Annotated in this window: 3 protein-coding genes; 1 reads left to right on the top strand and 2 read right to left on the bottom strand. The window is 64.4% G+C overall.

Features of this window, described 5'->3' with window-relative positions; translation table 11 throughout:
• Positions 1-15: 15 nt before the first annotated feature.
• Positions 16-15,141, bottom strand: coding sequence for an Ig-like domain-containing protein (locus AC0MRV_RS02310; protein WP_472762809.1), 15,126 nt, complete (start codon positions 15,139-15,141; stop codon positions 16-18).
• A 917-nt stretch (positions 15,142-16,058) separates the two neighbouring features.
• On the bottom strand, positions 16,059-16,562 hold the full coding sequence (locus AC0MRV_RS02305) for a TlpA family protein disulfide reductase (RefSeq protein ID WP_472762808.1): 504 nt from the start codon (positions 16,560-16,562) through the stop codon (positions 16,059-16,061).
• A 193-nt stretch (positions 16,563-16,755) separates the two neighbouring features.
• Between AC0MRV_RS02305 and AC0MRV_RS02300 the strand changes: the two genes are divergently transcribed.
• A complete protein-coding gene (locus AC0MRV_RS02300; protein WP_472762807.1) occupies positions 16,756-22,821 on the top strand; it encodes an immunoglobulin domain-containing protein in 6,066 nt (2,021 codons plus the stop codon).
• The last annotated feature ends 3 nt before the right edge of the window (positions 22,822-22,824 follow it).

Here is a 22,824-nt window from a genome sequence, read left to right as displayed (position 1 = left end):
CAGGGAACGAAGGCGTCAGGAGGACGGTCCGGCGGCGAAGCCGTCCTCGGTGGTGGCGTCGAGGTGATACTCGCCGGTGCGGGTCGTGCCGCTGCGGTAGTTGTAGAGCTCGATGATCCGCAACAGTTCGGACAGGCTGATGAGCGCATCCTGGTCTGAGTCGGCGGAGTGGTAGGTCGCGAGCGAGCCGCCCGCGTCGGCCGCCAAGCTCGGATCGCTTTCAAATCCATCCTCGGTGCCCGCGGCCACTCGATACCGGCCGGTGCGGCTGGTGCCGAAGCGCGTGTTGTAGAGCTCGATGACCCGCAACAATTCCGACAGCCCAATGCGATTGTCTTGGTCCGTATCGGCAGAGTGCAGCGAGGGGCGCTCGCCAATTTGCAGCGGGGCCGGCGTCGCGATCACGGTTTCCTCCGGCGCACTGCCGGAACGGAACAGCAGCGAGGCCGACAAAGTCTGCACACCGGTCGTGCCAGCCGGAACATTCAGCGTGTAGGTAAACGACGCCCCGCTGGGCGGCACCTCGGAATAAGCCCAACCGAGCGTCCCGGTCGTGCCCGACGAGGGCCGGACATCCGGTCGAAACTCGGCAAACACGGTCGAGGCATAGCTCCAGCCGTCCGGAAGGTCCACGGTCCAGCCGATCGCACTGGCACCTCCTTCATAAGTGAAGGTGTTGGTGATGCTCACCGTGCCGCCGGCCACGTAACCTCCGCCCACCACACTGTGCGAGGCGGTGGTCGTCGAGGGTTCCAGCACCGTCGCCGTGGCGGTCGCACTGTCTACCGAACCCACCGCATTGGTCACGCGCACCCAGTAGGTGGTCGTCTCCGTCAACGCAGCCGTGGTGAAGCTGGCTCCGGTGGCTCCGGCGACCGGGGCGGTCACAATCGGGCTGTTGCCTTCATACCACTGATAACTCAGCGGACCGTCGCCACTCGCGACCACGGTGAAGGTTGCCGGACTGCCCGACGGCACCGTCGTCGAAACCGGCTGGCTGTCGATGACCGGCGCGCTGGGCGCGGCTGCCACCGTGAGCGTCGCCGCCGCGGTGGTGACCGAGCTCTGACCGCTCATGATCCTGACCCGGTAATCGCCCGCATCGCTGAGAGAGGCGGCGGCAATGTCGAGCCGCGCCGCGGTCGCCCCGACCAAGTCCACGCCGTCGAGCTGCCACTGGTAAGACAACGGGCCGAGGCCACCGGCGTAGACCGCAAAGAAGGCGCTCTCCCCTTCCTGCACATCGCTATCGACGGGCGGGATGAGCACAAACGGCGCGACCGGAGCCGCCACCCGATCGGTATCGTAAACCTCTACCAAAACCGGACCGGATCCACCATCGCCCGAGCTGAGCGAGAGCGCGTAGGCACCGCCACCCAGAGCCGTGCGGAACGCGGCGTCCGCGCTGCCCACTGGAAGCGGCGGGGCACCCACATCGAGGAAGTCAGCGGTCAGGCCTGTGCTGTCGCTCCAATCGTCGTTGGCGGCGATCTCGTCTAACCCGTCGAACAGGGTCAGCACCGGATCCGGCAAGGCGTTCGGCCACGGCAATCCCGGGCCCACCGCACGGAGGATGAGGTCCTGTGTTGCCTCAGCCGCGGTCGCCACCACCAAGCCGCCGACAAATCCGTCGCCCGCTTCGTAATGGGCTCCGACTGCGAGGTGAACCAAGCGAGTGGAGGAGCCCGCGGCGTCCGCATCGAAGATGTCGACCAGAACCGTGCCCGGGCCCGTTCCGGTCACCTCGAGGATATAGTTGCCCTCACCCAGCAAAGCGACCGTCGCCGCATCAAGACTGCCCGTGCTCAAAGCAAAGGCGCCCACATCTGCACCAATGGAAGCGACGGAGTCGGCGTTCTCAGTGAGGTCTCCCCAGTTGTCGTTGGACAGGATCTCGATTCCCGCGTGATCGAGCAGACGCAAACGCGGATCCGACATGGCACCGGTCACACCCAGATCAGCCAAGCTCGGCCCGACCGCACGGAACAACAGCAGCTTACTCTCCCCGCCTTGGATGCGGAACGGCGCGTAGGCGCGTCCCATCTCGTCGAGTTCCAAGCGGGCCGAGAGGTTGAGCAACGCGCGCACCGGCGGTTCACCGGTCTCCACGTCCACCTGCACGGGGTCACTGGTCGTCGAACCGAGGTCGTCGGTGACCACGACCGTGTAAGCGCCGGCGGACTCACCGGTCAGGTTCGGCAAGTCCAACAGCCGATCGGTCGCACCGACGATGTCGACGCCGTCTTTTTGCCATTGGTAGCTGAGTTCACCGGTGCCGATGGCCCGCACCGCGAGCGCAAAGTCATCGCCTTCGTCGAGCGCCGCACCGGTCGGCGCGGCGATGATCGCCGGCGCCGTGAGCACGGCCTCCCGCGTGCGATGCAGGCGACCAATGCGCCCGTCGAAGTAGACGAAGCCACCGTCGACCAGTTGCACGACTGGTTGAACGTCTTGGAAGGACTCCCCGAGCAGGAAGGTCGAATCGTCCCAGGTGCCATCGGCGCTGAAGCGCGTGAGGGTCGACGACACCACCTGTTGGCCGTCCGGCGTGACGATTGCCGGGCCGGCCAGGATCATGCCACCGTCGGCCTGCGGGAATAGACGGAACCGCGGGAACTCGCCTCGCCAGAGGAGGCTGGTGGACGTCGCGCCGAAGCCGGATACCGCGGTGCCATCCCAGGCGATTTTGCGCACAGCTTCTTCGCCGCCGCTCACCACCCAGATGCCCTCGGTGTCTGCCATCAGCCCGTAGACAAAATCGGTCACATTGGCTGCAGCCGTGGCGTCGACATTGACGTTGCCGCTGGGGTCCATGAAGCCGAGGCCCCTGTTGTCATACTGTTGTGAAACAAAGCCACCGGAGACGACCTGCCCGTTCGGACCCTCGATCAACGCAAGCTGAGCCGAACCATACCGGCCCTCGCCATTGATCAGCACGGTAAAATCCCGGTCGCGGGCGCCGTCGGAGAAGTGTCGCGCCAGCCCCGCGTTGCGCGAGAGCACCCCATCCCAATCCCAACCGCTGACGAACATGCCACCGTCGGCACGGGGCGCGAGCAGGTGCATCTCGTTGCCGGTGTCATGGGTGAAGGTTTCATCCAGCGCGCCGTTCGCATCGATGCGAATATACGCGCCAACCGGTGTGCCATCGTAGCTGCCGAACCAGCCGAACACATAGAGCATGCCGTCGGGGCCGCCGGAGAGCAGCCAGACCGCGCCGTCGAGTCCGTCTCCGGGATCGAAGCTGGGATCGAGCTGACCGGCGGGTGTCAGTCGCGCGAGGTGGTTCACCGGCGTGCCATTCACGTAGTTGAACTCGCCGCCCACAAACACCGACCCATCCGCCTGGGGCACGTAACCGCGCACCCTGCCGAATGACCGCAGCCGCAGAGCGAGGTCGCTCAGCAGGCCATCGGCCGCGCTGAACAGTCTCGTCTTGTAACTGAACTCATCGGTTTCCGTGAGTTGCACGGTCCCGGTCGTGAGCAGTTGGCCACCGCTCCCCACCGCGAGCTGACGCAGATCCGCGAAGGCCGCCGGGAAGGTAAAGCCGGAGTCGATGGCACCTTCGTCATCGATGCGGATGACCGCCTGCAGGTCGCCGTTCTCCGCCAATCGGAGGTAGGCACCCGCGACGTAAAGTGAGCCATCGGCCACCGCCGCCAGACTGAAGGAATTACCTGCCGGGAACGGTATCAGTCGGTCCACCGCGCCCGCGGCGCTGAAGCGCACCAAGCCGCCATTCGCGACGGTGTCGCCGTAACGATAGTCACCCAACATCGTGAGCCAAACCGAACCATCCGTGGTGGCTTCAAGCGACCACGGGTAGCCGGCGCCACTCGGGTAATCGTTTTCGTCGTAGGTCCAGGGCAACACCATGTTCGCGTCGACCGATCCATCGGTGTTCAAGCGCACCAAACCGTGCCGGGCCTCGCCGCCCACCGTATCGAATTCTCCGACCACCACCACGCGGTTATCCGACTGCACCAGGATATCGCGGATGAAGGGACTGTTGGAGGTCTCGCCGGCAAACGTCGGGCCAAACGGGGCGTCATCCACCACGCCATTGGCGTCCGCGCGGGCCAAGCCGCCATCACGGGCGAAGTAGATCATGCCGTTCGGCGCCACCGCCACGGCGTAGCCACTCACGAGCGGATTGACGGACGCATCAGCAAAGTTCGGATCAACCTTGCCCTCGGCATCCAGTCGCGCGAGACCGCGCCATTCACGACCGTCCGCTTCGAGGACAAAGTCGCCGCCAATGACGATCTTGCCGTCACTTTGCTCGGCCAAATGGCTCACCGAACCGGTGAGTTGCGTGACGCTGAAGGTGTCATCGACCGTGCCGTCCGTATGCAGCTTCACCACGCCAAAGGACTGGTGCTGGTCAACGCCGGTGGCGTCGCCCCACAGGAAGAAGCCTCCGTCGGCCGCCCCGACCATGCCGAAGGGTTGCATGCCAATGCGCTCGACCAGGAACTTCCAAGTCGGATCCGCCTCCAGAATGCCCGGCGTTACGGCCGGAACGATGTTCACCCGCACCGGCTCGCTTTGCTCGACCGTCGCGCCGGTCACGCGCACCGCGTAGTATCCGGCAGCCGCGAGCGGCGCGTCGGTGATCGTGAGGGTGCTCGCGGTGGCTCCGGGCAGTTCCGTGCCATTGAGCAACCACTGAAAAGAGAGGCCCGTCTCATCGACGGTGCCCACCGTAAGCACGAGGTCTTCGCCAAACGTGACATCGGTCGCAACCGGCGGATCGGTGATCAAGGTCACCTCGCTCATCGTGCGAACGAGCTTGCCGGCGCTAGCGATCACGAAGTTGCCATCGGGTAATTGCTGCATCGCCGAGATCCCGCCGAGGCGCTCGCCGTCGTAGACCAAGGCGGGGTCGTAGGTTCCGTCGGGCCCGAGGCGTGTGAGAACCGGTTGTTCGATGGTTTCGCTTTCGCTCAAATCGATCGCGAAGTTGCCCCCCACGACAAGTGACCCGTCGGCCTCCGGGAAGAAGAAGGCCCGCGGACCGCGCGCTCCCCAGCCCCAGCGGAACCGGGGAGCGGTGAAGTTCGGATCAATCTGGCCATCGAATCCGACCCGCACGAGCGCGGGCGAGCTGGAGGATGGCGGAGTGCCCGCGAGATACAATTGGTCGCCGGCGACGCGCAGGGTCGCCAGCGAACTGAAGTCCGGAACCGCACCCGCGAAGACCTCATCGATCAAACCGTCGTGGTCGAACTTGTAGACGGCGTTGCCGAGCGTGGTGGCGAAGAAGCCGCCGCCGAAGTAGGTGCCGCCCGGCCCGGCGACGAGGTCGAAGAACGGCGCGAACGATCCATCCAAGCCCGGGCCATGCAGTTCAAAGGAGGCGTCGTGCGAGCCATCCGGGCGATTGCGCACCACGTGCTGCACGCGCTCCGGTGCCCAGAACCAACCGGTCGAAAGCGTCGATCCGTCGCGACCGACATACAAGTCGATGAGCTCCGAACCGCCCGGCCCCCAATACGGGTAGGCGATGTTGAAGGTGTCGTCCAAGGCGCCGTTGGCGCCGATGCGGATGAAGTTCGGCACCGCAACCTCGCCGTAGGCGTTGAACGCGCCGGAGATCACGTAGCTGTCAGGACCCGCGCGCTCCACGAAATAAACGCTGTTATTGGGCGCGCCACTCGCCGGGAAAACGGGATCCACCGCACCGGCGGCCGTGACGCGGGCGAGCTTCGGCTTCGCGACGCCGCCGATAACATCAAAGTCGCCGCCCACCAGGAACGAACCATCGTCCATCGGCGTGACCGCGTAGGCGACGCCCCGCGAAACCGGCGCCGGGCTGAAGCCGGTGAGCGGATCACCATCGGCATCGATCATGCCGACACCGGTCACCGTCACGCTGTTGAGCTGCGTGAACCCACCCCCAAACAGCAGATCATCGTCAATATCGGCGGAGATCGTCGTGACGCGGCCGGTCGCGACGGGCGCAAAGGCGCCAACCAGCGTGCCGTCGTTGGTGTAGCGGGCAAAACCGACGCGGCTCGAGTCGTTTTCGTCTGGACCCATGTCGCCCGCCACGACGACCGAATTGTCACTCAGCACGGTCAGCGAGAAGGGCGAGCCATGGTAGGCGGGCAGCGTGAGCTCCGGCGTGCCATCGGTCGCAATCCGCATGGTCTGCCCGGCCGCCGCGATCCAGAGTTTGCCGTTGCTGTCGCGGGCGATCTCAAAGGCCTGCACGGAGTCCGGCAGGTTGGTGCGGAAGGTCGAGTCCGGGACGCCAATCTGCGCGACCAGTTTCACCACCGCATCGACCGCGATGCCATTGATCGTCGCGAGCGAATCGGCGCCGACATATACTTCGGTCGCGCTCACCGGCACGATCGTGCGCACAAAGGGTAGACCACCATCAGCCGTGCGCAGGTCGGGGGAGAACACGGCATCATGCGCGCCGTCGACGCCCAGATGAACCAGGGCGCGATACACGTCGTTGTCGACATCGACCGCGATGTTCCCGGCGACGAAGATCGATCCGTCGGGCGCGATACCCAACGCACCGGCGCCGCGGTCGAAGGGCGCTTGGAACGTGGCATCCAGGACGCCGCCGGCATCCAAACGCAGGATTCCGGACCGCCGCTCGCCCGTGGGACCGTCGGCGCTGACCGAACCGGTCACAATGAGTTTGCCCGAGGGCTGCACCCCGATCGCGGTCGGCGTGCCATCGATCGCCGCGGTGAAATTCTCGTCGACGGCACCGTCGCCGAGTAGCTTGACCACACCACGGGTGGGATGGCCGTCCCATTCGATGAAGCTGCCCGCCACAAAGAAGCCGCCCCCGGGAGCCGCCACCACGTCGTTCACCGTCGTGCCGAAGCGCTCCATGACGAAGTTCCAGGTCGGGTCATCGTGCAACACCGTCGGCTGGCCGGCGGCAAAGACATCGACGCGCACCGGCACGGTGGTGGTCGCAGCATCGCCGATCACTTCCACATCGTAGAAGCCGGCATCGGCCAGGGTGGCGGACGCGAGCTGCAGCATGGCGCCGGTCTGGCCTGCGATCGGGACGCCATCGACCCGCCACTGGAACGCGGTCGCCTCGGGCGCTTCGACGCTCAGCGAAATCGGCTCACCGACCGTCACCGCCACCGGCTCCGGTTGGACCGTGATCTCTGGCGGCAAGGGACCCGTGCGAACCACGCGACCTTCGATCGCCACCAGGAACTGACCATCGGCGGCTTGTTCGACCGCCGTCGCGACGTGATCGCTCAGCCCCTCGATCACAAAGTCCTGATCGAGAGAGCCGTTCGGGAGGAAACGCGCCAACACGCGACGATCAGTATCCCATTCCTCGTCGCCGTCGGCATTGAGCCTAAAGTTACCACCCAGCACCACACCGCCATCCGCCTGCGGTATCACCCGCTGCCAGTGCCGGTTGAAGTTGCCGTTCCAGAGGTAGAAGACCGCCGGTCCGACAAAGTCGACATCCTGCGTGCCATCGGGGAAGAGGCGGAAAAGGGATGGAACAGGGGTGGTCGAACCCAAGTTGAATCCACCCACATACACCGCGCCATCGCTGGGCTGAATCACCACGCCGATATCGAGGTCGATCGCGCCGGTGAAAGCGTCGTTCAGCGTGCCGTCGGGATGCAACAGCGCGTAGCCGCGCGGATGATTCCAGAACTGGCCACTCGCCACCCAGTGGCCGCCAGCCGGACCGTTGTTGCGGTCATGCAGCACCGAATAGTTGGAGCTCAGTGCCGGGAAGCTGCCGAACGACTCGTCCAGGCTGCCGTCGGGGTTGAAGTGGGCGACGGACAAGGGACCGTTGTGCCAATAGTAACCGCCGACGAGCGCACCACCGTCCGACGTCGCATCCATGAACTGGGAACCGGGGGCCACCGTGACGCCGAGATTGGAAACGCGTGAATCAAAACCGGTGTCGAGCGAACCATCCGCGTGCAAACGCACGACCTGGCCGGTCTCCGTTCCGTTGAAGCTCGAGAAATTGCCCACCACGAGGATGTCGCCATTGGCCGCGAGATCGGCAAAGCGCGCCAGGCCGTTGAAGCCACTGCCTTGATCGAAACTGCTGTCAAACGAACCGTCGCCGTGCAGTCGCGCCAGTCCCACCGCCGGGTGTCCATTCACTCGCGTGAACGGACCGGCGAGGATGATCTTGCCGTCGGCCGTGGGCAGCACCGAGTGCGCCCGGCCATTGGAAACCATGCTCTGGCCGAAACCGGGGAAGACGTTCCCCGCCGCGTCCATGGCCCCCACTCCGTAGAAGGCAATGTCGTCGAAGGTGTCGAAGTCTCCGGCGATCACCGTGTCACCCGCGGCGTTGTTGCCCACATCGCGAACGGTGCGGTTGACCGTCGGTGTGTTGGTCGTGATCAGCGCGCCGCCCGCGTCGAGTCGGGCGAGGTTGGCCACGGCCACGCCATCGATCCACGAGATCTCACCGCCGTTGTTCAACTGGGAGCCCCCCACCTCGGTGAAGTCGCCTCCCACCACCACACCGCCGGTCGGCGCCAGGGCGATCGAGTAGACATTGCCACCGCCGAAATGCGTGCCGAAGTCCACCGTGCCGTCGCTGTTCAAGCGCGTCACGCCACTGCTCGGTTCATGAGTCGCGGGCACCACGCTCGGACCGCCCACCCAAATCTTACCGGTGGAGGCATCCCGCGCCAGGTCCCAGACTTGAGCCCCGGTCGGCAGACCGGAGGTAAAGTTCTCGTCGATCGAACCGTCACTGTTGATGCGCACGATCGCGGCATGCGCCTCGCCGTTCACTGCGGTGAAGTCACCGATGACCAAGGCTTGATTGTTCACGGTCGCCCGCACTTCGCGGACGAAGCCGTCGAAGGTCAGGTCGACCAAATCGTCCCGCACACCGTTTTCGTCCCAGATCGCCAAGGTGCTGTTGGTCAAGGTGAAGATGGTGCCATTCGGCGCCGCCGACACGATGAACCCAGTCACGTCAGCCGAGAGCGAGGTGTCGAGCGCACCGCTGGCCAGCAGGCGCGCGGTGCCTTCGCGGGTCTGCCCATCCGGTGCGGCCAGACTAAAGTCGCCCGCGATGAGAATTCGTCCGTTTGCCTGCAACGCGACATCGGAGATCGAGCCGCGGGCCAAACGCACCCTCAGGCTCGTGTCAACGGCGCCATCCGCATCGAGCCGGACCAAACCATCGGTCACATGGCCGACCCATTCCCGGAAGTTGCCCGCGAGCAGCAGACCACCGTCCGGCGTCGGCTCGATGTCATAAATCGCGCCGCCCGCGTTCTCCAGAACGACATCCCAAGTCGGGTCCAAGCGCAGCGGACCGACCGGCAGCGGCGGCGTCACCTCGACGTAGACGGAGTCGGACGCAATGTCCGATCCACCGCCGAAGGCGACGACGTCGTAGTAACCGGATTGGCCGGGCTGGAGATTGGCCAGCGTCAGCGACGGTCCGGTCTCGCCGTCCAACCAGATCCCTTGGTGTCTCCACTGATAGGATACAGCTCCGCCGCTCACCGTGGCCTCCGCCACGAGGGTCAGCTCGCCACCGATCGTCGCCGAGCCGCCTTCCGGCTGCGCGGTGAACTCCGGCACCACGGGTTCGGCGAGCGTGGTGGTCGCGGTCACGGTCGTCCCGCCCCCGCTGACCGTCAGCGTGTAAGTTCCCAGGTCGGCCGTGTCCACGTCATCGAGGAACAAAACCGCAGCGGTCGCCCCCGGAATGTCGGTTCCGTTATGATCCCATTGGAAACTCAGCTCTCCACTGGGGGCCGATGCGAAGACCTGCAAGAGGAAGTCTTCACCTGCCTGATAGGTCGTGATCTCAGGCAGGCCCCGCTGGATCGCCAGCCCGTCAGGTGCGGTCGGCAAACCAAACGAGGTTGCGATCGTAGCTCCTTCGCCCACGAGCGCCAAACCATCCGGATTGAACGACAGGGAGAAGAGATCAACGTAGTCGATCCCATCGACCTCGCTCCAATCACCGAGGCTCGGCATCCGGGCGAGACGACCCTCCGGCCCGCCCATGGCGAAGTAGTAGGCGTCCGGACCTTTGATCATGTCATTGATGGACCAGGTGATCCACGGCAGTGAAATCTCGCGCCACGTCAGCCCGTCCACCGAAACCGCAAAGGCCTGGTTTTCACCCATGACGTAGAAAGCGCCGTCAATCGCCCGCACCCGGCGGAAGCTCCCGTTGTTGCTAATCGAATTGGTGGTCCAGGTGAGCCCGCCGTCGGTGGAGGTGAAAAACTCCCCGTTGTTGCCCGCCGTGACCACAGTGTCGCCGATCGCGGCAATGCCCCACAGGTCGGAGGTCGCCCCGGGCACGTCCACCGCGACCCAATTGACCCCATCGGTGGAATGACGGATGTGACCCGACAAGCCCGAGGCCACATAACCCCGATCGGTCACCGCGACCGCGTAGAGATTGCGCCAATCGCTCTCGTCGCGCCGGAACTGCAGCTCGTCGAGGGATGGACCGGCCAGGATGACGCCCTGATGGCCAACGACAACGTATTGACCATGTCCATACACCACGCCCTGCAGCCAGTCACCCGTGAGGTCCTGCCGCTGGGTCCAGGTGCGCGTGTCGGGCGAAGTCAGCAGCAGGCCGTTGCTGCCCACCGTAACGTGTTCGCCGTTGAGGCGCACGACTTCCCGCAATTCGCTGGAGCCGCCCCGCGAACCGGCGGAGGTCCAGGAGTTCCCACCGTTGGAGGAGGTGAAGAGGTTCATACCCGCGCCAGCCAGGACCGTGATCCCATCGTGTGACGCCACCCCGGTGAAGCCGCTTCCCGGCACAATCGGTTGGGGGTAGGATTCAGTGAAGCTGGAAAAGTCCGTGGTGAAGAAGACCGAGCTGGTGTAATGGGAAAGCCAATACCGGGTGCCGTCGAAGGAAACGGTGTCGAACCACGCCCCGATCTCGTTGGCCCGGACCGTCCAATTGACGCCGTCGGTCGAGGTCAGCACGGCACCCTCCGTGCCCACGATCACAAACTGCCCATTGAGGTATTCGACGTCGCGCAGCTCGCGGTGACCGTAGCCCTCCGGAGCGGTGATCTGGCTCCAAGTGCCGCCGTCCGTCGAATGGAGAATCGTGCCGCCGTTGCCCACGACCACGTAGCTGCCACTGGTGCCGCCCGCCTCGTGGAGGTATTCACCCGTTGGTGACGTCGCGGACGCCCAGGTGTCGCCGCCATCGGCGGACGTGACGATGGTGCCGTTGCTGCCAACCGCGATCAGCAGATCACCGGCGAAGCCGATGCCAGTGAGCGCGTGGTCGGTGTTCGATTGCAGGTCGGTCCAGGTGTCGAGGTCCGCGGAGCGCACCAAGCGATTGTGGTCGCCCACGATGAAGTAGCTGCTGCCATCGTAGGCAAGACCCTCGGGATAGTCGACCGGCGTGTCGGGACCCGCGCCCCAATTGATGCCGTCGGTGGAGGTCACCAGCTTGCCGCTGCGACCGATCGCCACGAACTGGGAACCGTCGTGAATCACGTTCTGCAGGGTGCCGATCAGCGGATCGGGACTGATGGTGTCGATGTTCGGATAGGTGTCATCCGGAGTAGCGTAGCCGATCAGGTGGGCCGCCCGACTGGTGAGCGGCCCGTTGATGGTGTCGATCACCACGGTGTAAGCGCCATTGTCGTCCGGACTGACGTCGGTCAGCGACAACGTCGGCCCGGTTGCGCCGGTCAAGTCTCCCCCGTCCCGATACCACTGGTAGCTCAGGGCACCATCGGCGGCGACGGAGAGGGACACACTGCCACCAAACTCCACCAGAGTCATGAAGGGTGGCTGGCGCGTGATGGCCGGATCGGCCGCGACGTTCACGGTTGCGGTGTTTGATTCAACCGGGTCGTTGTTCACCGTGGTCACCGTGACCATGTAATCACCGGCGTCGTCCTCGCCGGCATTCGGCCGGATGAGCATAGGGCCGTTCGCTCCCGCTATGACTTCGCCGTCCTTGGTCCACTGATACGTGAGAGGCTCAGCCCCGGTGGCGAAAACCTGCAGGAAAAGGGTGTCTCCCAGCAGCGTATCGACGCGGTCGGGGAGATTCTGTTGCAGGAACGGGACGATGCCCATGTCCGGCAGATCGGTCGAGTAGATCGCACCGCCCTCGCCTACCAGAACCATCGCGTTGTGGGCCACCGCGGCGCGACGCAGATCCACGCTACCAATATGCGCCACGCCCTCGATCTGCTGAAAATCTTTCGTCTTGGTGACGTCGGTGTGGGCCGTGCCCGTCGGGAAATAGTAACCATCGGGTCCCTTCACGATGTCATTGATGCCCCAACCCAGACGGTCGTCGGACAAGTCATGCCAGTATTGGCCGTCGGTGGACACGAAGAGCTGCGAATTGTAACCGGTAATGAAGAAGACGCCGTCGATCACCCGCACGCTGCGCCAGTTGGTGCCCGGACTCGGGTCGTGCCGGGTCCAGTTGATGTTGTCCGTAGACACAAACACCCCGCCGGCATCCCCGACCGCGACCACCAGATCCCCTCGTGCCGCGACGGCGCTCAGGTTCTGGTCAGCTCCAGGAATCTGCGCCGTCGACCAGACACTGCCGTCGCTCGAACGCCGCACCTGGCCGTTGTCGCCGACGAGCAAAATCTCACCATTGGCCAGGGCGTGCCCGTTGTTGGCGAAGTGATCGCCCGTCTCGATGTCATCCCAGTTCTCCCCGTCGAGGGAGCGCAGCACGTTGCCCCAATTGGTCGGCAGATAGGTGTAACCGCCGGACTGGAACGCGTCGCTCAGCCAGTGACCGGTGAAGGACTGGCGCTGAAACCAGTTGCGGCCATCGGGGGAGGTGAGGATGACGCCGTTGCTGCCCACCGCATGGAATTCGCCGTCAACGACGGACACATCAAAGAGTTCATTGGTAGCACCGATGGTGCCGACGGATTCCCAACCGGCACCGGAATCAGTCGAGCGGAAGATCGTCCCACCGTTGCCCACTGCGACCACCGCCGCGCCTCCACTTCCGCCTGCCAAACCGAGCAGGGACGTCCCCCGGTTGACGGCAGGCATCGGGATTTCTGCCCAAGTCGTGAGGTCATCCCAGTCGTCGGCCAGCACCGTGCCTTCCCACGTGCTTAGAACAATCTGCCCCGTGTAGAGCACATCGGAGAAATTGCCCGCGTAGCCGGTTTCAACGACATCCCACGTGCCGTTCTGGTAGTGTAGAACCGTGTCTGATCCCACGATCCACACGTCGTCTCCCACACCTCGACCCAAGCCGATCAGGTGTCGGTTTTGATAACCTTCCGGCAGGGTGACCTGGTTCCACGAGATGCCAGTCTGCGAATTGCTGTTCACCACCGTGCCATCGCGACTGATCGCCCAAAAGCCTTCGTAGCCGAAGTGAATCGCACTGAGGGATGACGTCGTGCCGGATTCCACGGCCGACCACGACTGCCCCCCGTCCACCGATCTTTCGATCGATCCATTGGGACCGACGGCCACGAGGGTGGCGTTCACCTGAGCCACTGCGTGCTTGTTGCCTTGTGCAAAGGAGCCCGCCTCCGTCCAACTCGTCAGATCGGTCGAGACGTAAGCGGACGGCTGGTCGCCCACCATGAGATACTGGGTGCCGGTCCAGAGCATCGCCCCGGCCTGCGGGTAATTGAAGGGGCTATCGGGTTTGCGGTTCCAAGCCACACCATCGGTCGACGTGTAAACCAAGCCGCCCCGACCATAAGCCACAAACACGCCATTGCTCTGGTCGTGCAAGACATCCACCAGGTTCCCGGCAGGACCACCAAAGGGATGACGTTGGCCAAACTCCGGCAGCGGGGTGGCGCCCGTTTCGCTAACGTGGAGCTGCACCGGCGCGCTGAACACCCAACCGTCGATTTCGCTGAAGGTGGCGAAGGTGTAGGCTCCCGCATCGGCAAGGGACACGACGGGAATGATCAGGGTTTCGCCCGTCTGCCCCTCCACTTCCACCCCATCGCGATACCACTTGTGGTCCGTTTGAAGGTCTTGGCCGGAGGATATGGCGATCTGCTCACCCACTTGCGCGTAGATGTTTTCATGAACCGGCCGGTAGGCCGCCCCCATATCGGCGAGGAACAGTCGTGGAACGCCGCCAACCAGCCCCGAGCCTACGATATAACGACCATCCGGCGAAATTGCGTGTAAACCTGTGACCAGTCTTTCCTGTCGACCGGTCGCCTCGAGTTCGTCGAGGTAATCTTGGAAGAGATGCGGCACGCCATCCACGTAGATCAGCGGATTCGCACCATAAGACTCGTTGGCGAGAATGAGTCGCCCGTCGCCCGACATGCCAATCGGGTCCGAAATCGTGGCATTGGCATCCCAAAACGGAAGTGCCTGCATGCCGTCGATCTCGGTCCAGACAAACAACTGGTCCGCGGCATCATCCGTGGTCTCGCTGGATCCCAAGACCATCGAGCCATCCCAGTTGATCGCCGCCGCCGTGGAGTCACCCCCGCCCAAGGATCCCAGGTCCTCCCGCGAGGCGGAACGGGTCCAGCGGAAGGCGCGGTTTCCATTGCCCAGATTGTAGGTGCCCACCATATACCGCCCGTCACCGGAGACCCCGTCGGCAAACCAGTGGTGGTTGTTGGTCGTCGAAAGACTAAGGCTCAGGGACAGGGTGTTCTCGCCCAACCGCTCCCAAAAACCTGCCTCTTTGAGGACGCTGGTGTTGCCCGTGATATACCCTACCGCGACCAGGCCGTCGTAAGAAAACCCGGTGACGTTGGAGCCACCAGCAACCAATGGCTCACCGAGGTCATTGAGGCCGCCCCAGCGCTGGGCGCCATCCCACCATTCCGCGAAACCCCCGGGGGCCTGCCGCCCCGTGCCGACATGAACGCCGGCACTATCGATCGCCAACGGCTGGGCGACGCCCGAGGGATATCCAACCACAATTTCACCGGAGGCAAATCGTCGCAGATACCCTGGCGAGGACTGAGTGCCCGTGCCACGTCCAACCAAGTCGCCGTTGTTTGCCACGGCCTCCACCGAGCCGGCGACTCCGGTCAAATCATCCAGCCAATAGATGCGCGGCTGGGCGAGAAGCACGCTCGCCCCGATACTGAGGGTGAGCGCGATCAGCGTCGGCCAACGGTGCCAAGGGGTGGAAAGCGGATGCGAATTCGTTCGGTGGTGGAGCATGGCGAGGAGGGGAAGGGGCGGGTAAAAATGAAGCGACGGACTGAAACGGAGCGGCTACGCGCCAATTGAGGCACCGGACCGGGAACCCCCAAAGCGGGGGCGCTGCCTTCCGGCGCCATCGCGCGAACGGAAGCCTAGGGGATCCCCGGTGGAGAAAACCGGGAGCCAACGAAAATACGGCGGGCAGACTTCCCGCCCTTGAACCCCAGGCATTTCGCTCGTCCTCAATCCGCCAACCCTCTTCCCGCCTGCCTTGCCAAACTCACCGCCATCCCACTCGACGCGGCATCTTCCAATCACACCCTCACGACGCGCGCACCGCCGCCGAAGAGGGAAACGATTTCTGCGCTTCGAACCTGTATTCGTCGTGCCAATAATAATGCTCGAATCGCGAATAAGCCCTGAGTTGCAAATTGCACGAGCTTCTATAGAAGCACGTTTTCTATTATTGATACTAATCCAAGGGCTCCTTTGGTTCCCATTTTCAGTATAATACGAATTGGACTGGGAACGACTGGACGACACGAACACTACCCTCGCGGCGGATAAAGACCGCACTGAAATAGGTGAATTATAGGGGGATATGAAAACCCATCTAAGGATGGTCAATCCTTTTGCCTAAACCAAATTTTTACATTTCGCGATCCATCCCGCATCGCTCGCCCATAAAAACCATAAGTTTTCCTTAAAATGGATCCATTTTAGGAAAATCCCCTAAATCCAGTTGTAAACACCGGTTTATACTTGGGTAAACAACCCTATAAACATCTCTCCCAAATGTAAAAATAGGCAGCTATATTGTGAATAACTTCCTGACTGGAGGCTTCCCCAATTCGCCGCCCCAGGAGATGCAAAGGCTCAGCCGATCACCCGCTCAAACGACGTGTGACCCACACTGGGCTCGTTGGGCAAAAGCCTCACCACTGCCCTGGTCGGGCGTCCTCGACCATCTGCTGGAGCATATCGAAACGCACCTCTCCGTAGTTGATGGCGTAGCGTAGCGTGCCCTTGCGGTAGACCCAGGTCGTGGGAATCCACGTGGCCTCTTGCCCCAATAACGTCGTCATACGTTCCGCTCCACGACGGGATTGGTTGGGGTGGCGCCATATCTGGAGGTTGGGCTGCTCACCGAGGCCGTATTTGGCGAGCTCCCCGTGATCGTCCTCTTTGCTGCCCCACACCGAAACGAAGATCACCGTCACATCCGGGTTCGCTTCAATGAAGGTCTTCCAGCCGTCATTGTCGTGCTCGCGCCAGCAATTCGGGCACCAGGTCGCCCACAGGTGCACCACCGTCACCCCCTCACCGGCCACCGCGTCCGCCAGTTTGGTTTCAAACTGCTCGACGTCGGACTGGGCGCTTACCGGACAAAGGAACGCGGACAGGAGAAGAAGAAGGGAAAGGTAGAAAGGGCGGCGCATGGGAATCAGATGGATTTTCGTAACAGCATACCGCGTTCCCGCGATTCACAACCTTCCGGCCACTTTCCGCCCGGTCTGCCCCACTCCCTTGCCTCGACAATGGATCGCCCGGCTGGCGCAATGACGGTCTACCCGACCGAAGTCCGTCTTCGTTTCGCTTCCCGCCCTCTTCACCGCGAAACCGTTACCCAACATGCCTACATCACGCCGCTTTCTCCTGGTAACTCTCGTCGCTCTCGGCGCCGCCTGCCTGGCGATCACCCTCCTGATGCGTCCAGCCACCGCCCCCACCGCCCACGAAGCCGCACCCGCCGTCACGTCATCCCCCGCCACTCCGGTCAACACCGACACCCCGGCTGCCCCCACCCCGGCCACCGCGGCCAATCAGGAAGAATCCCCCGCCCTCTCGACCGCGTCTCGCGCCGATGAGCCGCCGCCGCTGCCCGCCGAACTTGCCGCCGTTCTAAGTAACCTGCCGGACGTGCCTCTGCGCGCCCAACTCCAAGCCCTGCCCCCCGCCGCTCAACAACGCGCCCTGCGCAAGCTCAGCCGGCTGCCCATTCCCGCCGAGGACTACCCCAGCCTGCGCGTCACCGCCGACGGGGGCCTCTACTACGTCAACGACATCCCGCCACCTGACCCGGACGCCGCCCCTGCGCTCGCCGCCTCCGCCGCCGTGCCGACGGCGCCCACCCCTGAAACTGCGCGGGCAACCTCCAGTGCCGCCGCCGTGCCCATCGCCACCCCGCCGGCTTACCATTCCCGGCCCGGTTCCACCAACGTCATCTACCTCGATTTCAACGGCCACACCGTGACCGGCACCAGTTGGAACAGCGGTGACGGCCGCGCTGAAACGTATATCGGCAAACCCTACGACACCGACGACGACCCCACCACCTTCAGTGACGCGGAACAGGCCGACATCCGCGCTGTTTGGGAACGCGTCGCCGAGGACTACGCCCCCTGGGACATCGATGTGACCACCGAAGAACCGGCCGTCTTCACCTCCACCACCGCCCGCGCGCTCATCACCGCCAGCACCGACGCCAACGGCGTCAACATGCCCTCCAGCACGGCTGGAGGCGTGGCGCAGCTCGACGTCTTCGGCGAAAGCGACTTCGCCACTCGCAGCTCCCCCGCATTCGTCTACTTCGACAACCTATCCAACTCGAGCCGCAACATTGCCGAGGCGATTTCCCACGAAATCGGGCACAACTTCGGCCTGACCCACGATGGTCAACCCGGCGTCGAATACTACACCGGCCACGGCTCGGGCGACACCTCTTGGGGTCCGATCATGGGCGGTGCCTACATTCGCAACGTCACCCAGTTCTCCAAAGGCGAATATTTCAACGCCAACAACAGCCAGGACGACTTCGCCCAGATCACCAGCCACATTGCCTACGCGACCGACGAGGCCGGCAGCACCACCGGCACCGCCGCCGCCGCTTCCGTGATCGACAGCACTGTCTCTGTGACCGGCGTGACGTCCCATGTTGACGACATCGACATGTTTGCGGTCAGCACCAGCGCCGGCTCCATCTCTTTCGCCGTGACCGGCTACCGCGCCGCCACGGCCACCCATGGCGGCAACACCGATTTCAAACTCGAGCTGCTCGACGCCAGCGGCAGCGTCGTCGCCTCTGCCGCTCCGGCCGGAGACACCAACGCCAGCCTCACCTACGAAGCCGCGGCGGGTGAATATTTCATTCGCCTCAGCCCCGACGGCGACGGCACCCCGCTGGCCGATCCGCCAACTGGATACACCGCCTACGGCAGCGCCGGCCAGTATACCCTCACCGGCACCATCATCGCGTCCGAGCCCGGCATCACCAGTGAGACCACAGCCAGCGTCGATGCCGGTGCTTTGTTCAGCTACACCATCGTCGCCACCAATGCCCCCACGGCCTACTCCGCCACCGGTCTTCCGGCCGGTCTGACGGTCGATACGGAAACCGGCGAGATCAGCGGCCGCGCCACAGAAGTCGGCACCTTCAACATCGCACTCAGCGCCACCAACAGCCTCGGCACCGGCACCGCTTCGCTGAGCCTCACGGTCAACGACGCCCCGCCCGCCATCACCGCTCAAACCACCAGCCGCCTTGTGCTTGCGCCCGGCTCCGACCAGACCCTCAGCGTCACGACCCTCAGCGCCAACGGCACGCCCAGCTACCAATGGGAACGCAACGGCTTCGAGGTCGCCGGCGCCACCAATTCCTCGCTGGACCTCACCAGCGTGACCGGACTCTCCAGCGGCGTCTACCGTATCCGGGCCACCAATACCATAGGCACCACCCTCGGCGACCCCATCTTTGTCACCGTCGCCCCCGTGGCCACCGACACGCTCGTCTGGGGCGACGACGGCCAAGGCATGACCACAGTCCCAGCCGATCTCGACGACGCCATCGCCCTCTCCCTCGGTTACGAGTTCGCCGTGGCCTTGCGCCGCGACGGCACGCTGGCCGCCTGGGGTTCCGACAGCTCCGGCCAAGCCACCGCGCCGACCGACGTCGTGGATGCCGTCGCGATCGCCGCCGGCAGCTTCCACGCCCTCGCCCTCAATGCCGATGGCACCGTGACCCCCTGGGGCAGCGATTTCTGGGACCAATCCTCCCCGCCCGCCGGCCTCACCGATGTGATGGCCATCGCCGCCGGCGGCGACGCCTCGGTCGCCCTCAAAAACGATGGCACGGTGGTCGCTTGGGGAGCGACCACCTACGGTCAGACCACCGTCCCCGACGGTCTCAGCGACGTGGTGGCGATCGCCGCTGGCAACTTCCATGTGCTCGCCCTCAAGTCGGACGGGACCGTCGTCGCCTGGGGCGACAATAGCTCCGGTCAAACCACCGTCCCGGCCGAAGCCACCGACATCGTGGAGATCAGCGCCGGTCGCGAGTTTTCCGTTGCCCGCAAATCCGACGGCACCCTCGTGACCTGGGGCTCCGAAAGCTTCAACCTCACCGCACTGCCCAACGACGTCGCGCCTTTCTCGGCAATCGAGATGGGGTCTTACCACGGTCTTGCGCTGAATGCCGCCGGCAAAATCTACACTTGGGGCTACAACGGCGACGGCCAACGATTGCTGCCCGTCGACCTCGGTCCCGTTTTCGCCGCCAGTGCCAGCCGGTCAAACACCGGCGCCCTCCGCAACGCCTCACTGCACCACGGCCCGGAAATCACCAGCCAGAGCGCAACCCGCCAAACCTTCTCCGCCATCGGCCAAACCCTGTCGCTCTCGGTCGAAGCGACCGGATCAGGTGCCCTGTCCTACCAATGGTATCGCAACGGACAGGCCATCCCGCTCGCGACCGCCGCCGACTACCTCAAAACCGGCACCACCTTGCCCGACGCCGGCGTCTACTGGGCCGCCGTCACCGACGACAACGGCACCCGTCGCAGCGACCCCATCCATGTGCTCTTCGCTCCGCCCGCATCGGAGGTGATCGCCTGGGGCCTCAACGACAGCGGCCAGACCACTGTTCCCAGCGGACTGGATAACGCGATTGCCCTCGCCGCCGGCACCACTCACGCCCTCGCGTTGAAGGCCGACGGCACCGTGATCGCGTGGGGCTCCAACGACGATGGCGAATCCACCGTGCCGGCCGGACTCACCGACGTTGTCCATATCGCCGCCGGCACCGGCGTTTCCTACGCCGTGAAAAGCGACGGCAGCGTCGTGGTCTGGGGGGCCAACAACTTCGGCGGCGGAGCTCCGCCATTCGGACTCACCGGGGTGATCGACCTCGATATCCGAACCTATCACGCCATCGCCCTGCGCATCGACGGCACCGTCGTGTGCTGGGGCAACTCCGGCAGCGGTCAGACCACCGTGCCCGCCGACCTTGCTCCGGCCATCGACGTCGCCGTCGGGGCCAATACTTCCTACGCCCTGCACGCGGACGGTAAGATCACCGCCTGGGGCTACGGCGGCAACGGCGAGACCACCGTGCCGGACCATGTCACGTCCATTGCCATCGCCGGCGGCCGCTACCATGCGCTCGCCTTGGTTGATGGCGGCACCATCGCCGGATGGGGCTTCCAACCTCTCGCCAACTTCCCCGGGACCTCCTCGGTTTTCTACGGCGTATCGGCCGGGGAAGACCTTTCGGTTGGTTTGCGGTCCGATCGTTCCGTGGTCGCCTGGGGCTGGACCGCCAACGCCAACGGTGAACGCACCGTGCCGGCCGGTCTCGACGCCGCCTTCGCGATCTCCGCCGGTTCTGAATTCGCACTTGCCCTGCAAGAAGCTCCTTCCGCTCCAGTCATGCTCACCCAGCCTGCGGATCTCACCGTAAACGCCGGTGGCAACGCCACCTTCTCCGCGACCGCGACCGGCATACCCGCGCCCTCGTATCAGTGGCGCAAGGATGGCCAAAATATTCCCAACGCCGACTCCTCAAGCTTCTCCATCTTCCCCGTCACCACCGCCGACGCCGGTGCCTACGACGTGGTGGTCACCAACAGTCAGGGCAGCGTCACCTCCGCCTCGGCCACGCTCACCGTCAACTTCGCCCCGATCATTTCCGTCCAACCCCAGTCGACTGCCGTCGCCTCAGGCACCGGCGTGACGCTTTCGGTCACTGCCACCGGGCTCCCCACCCCCACCTATCAGTGGCGCAAGAACGGCACCGACATCGACGGCGCGACCACCACGAGCCTGGACCTCGGCACGGTCAGCCCAACTGACGCCGCCGCCTACGACGTCGTCATCACCAACAGCGTGGGCACCACGGTGTCGGACACCGCCACGCTCACTGTGCAGGTGGCTCCATCGATCTCCGCTCAACCGGAAAGCCAGACCGTGAACGACGGTGACACTGTCACCTTCAGTGTCACGGCCGACGGCATTCCCGCGCCCGCGTATCAGTGGCGCAAGGACGGCCAGAACATCGCCGACGCCAACGCCGCCAGCTATACCATTGCCGCGACCACTCCCGACGATGCCGGGGACTACGACGTCGTGGTCACCAACGACCTCGGTAGCGCCACCTCCTCCGCCGCCACCCTCACCGTCGAGTATGCACCGAGGTTCACCACCCATCCGCAGTCCCAAACCGTGTCGACCGGAGCCGAGGTCACCCTCACGGCAAGCGCCACCGGCGTGCCATCCCCATTGAGCTTCCAATGGCTCAAGGATACCCAGCCCATCACCGGCGCTAACGCCGCCACGTTGGTCATCGCGTCGGTTTCACTCGACGACGCCGGTGAATACGCCGTGGTCGCCGGCAACGCCAAGGGGTCCACCCGCTCCGACGCCGCCGTGCTGACCGTCAACGCCGTGCCGGAGATCACCGCGCAACCGGCCACCCAAACGACCGCGCTCACCGGCACCGATGTCACGCTCACGGTCACCGCCACCGGCACGCCTGAGCCAACGTATCAGTGGCGCAAGGACGGCAGTGACATCATCGATGCCACCTCCGCCTCACTTGCCTTCACTGCCATCACGCTCGGCGATGCCGCCACCTACAGCGTCGTCGTGAGCAACGCCGCCGGCGAGGTCACGTCCGCCGATGCCGTCGTGTCTGTGATCGAGATCAACGGCACGCAGTCCACCGACGGTTACACCGCAGGTGAAAGCGTCACCATCACCAACACGGTTTCCTATGCCGGCCCCATCACTTCACTCACCTGGACCGTCATGCCACCGGCCGCCATCGAAGGCTCACCGTGGAGTTTCGTCTCCACCAGCGGCGACATCGGCGGTGTGGTGCCCACGACCGGTGACATCGACGTGCTTGACTGGAGCTGGAGCACCCTACCTGCCAGTCCCTTCACCTTCAGCTACGTGCTCAATGCACCCGCCGCCGCGGTGGGCGACCATGAGCTGACCGCGCAGCTCACCGTGAATGGCAGCCTGCTCGCCATGGCGACACCCGATCCCCTCACCCTGACTGAGCCTGTCACCGCCCACAGTGCCGATTCGAATCAGGACCTGACGATCGACCTGAGCGAGTTGCTCCGGGTGATCGAGCTCTACAACACCCGCAGCGGCACCCAACGCACCGGCGCCTACGCGGTCGACGCCCAAACCGAGGACGGTTTCACCCCCGACACCTCCCGCGCCGTCGACAGCCCGGCCACGCTCAGCGCCTACCACAGCGCCGACGCGGACCAGGACAGCTTCATCAGCCTCAGTGAACTGCTGCGGGTGATTGAGCTCTATAACACTCGCTCAGGCACGACCCGCACCGGCCAATACCACATCGACCCGACCACCGAAGACGGCTTCGCCCCGGGCCCGGCGCCCGGCGCGTGACCC

It is taken from the genome of Actomonas spartinae (assembly GCF_051209155.1).
Classification (GTDB): Bacteria; Verrucomicrobiota; Verrucomicrobiia; order Opitutales; family Opitutaceae; genus Actomonas.
This window is presented reverse-complemented; position numbering and strand designations above follow the sequence as displayed.

Excerpts from the sequence above, each read along its gene's own strand:
- AC0MRV_RS02310 (WP_472762809.1), bottom strand. The coding sequence starts at position 15,141 with ATGCTCCACCACCGAACGAATTCGCATCCGCTTTCCACCCCTTGGCAC.
- AC0MRV_RS02305 (WP_472762808.1), bottom strand. The coding sequence starts at position 16,562 with ATGCGCCGCCCTTTCTACCTTTCCCTTCTTCTTCTCCTGTCCGCGTTC.
- AC0MRV_RS02300 (WP_472762807.1), top strand. The coding sequence starts at position 16,756 with ATGCCTACATCACGCCGCTTTCTCCTGGTAACTCTCGTCGCTCTCGGC.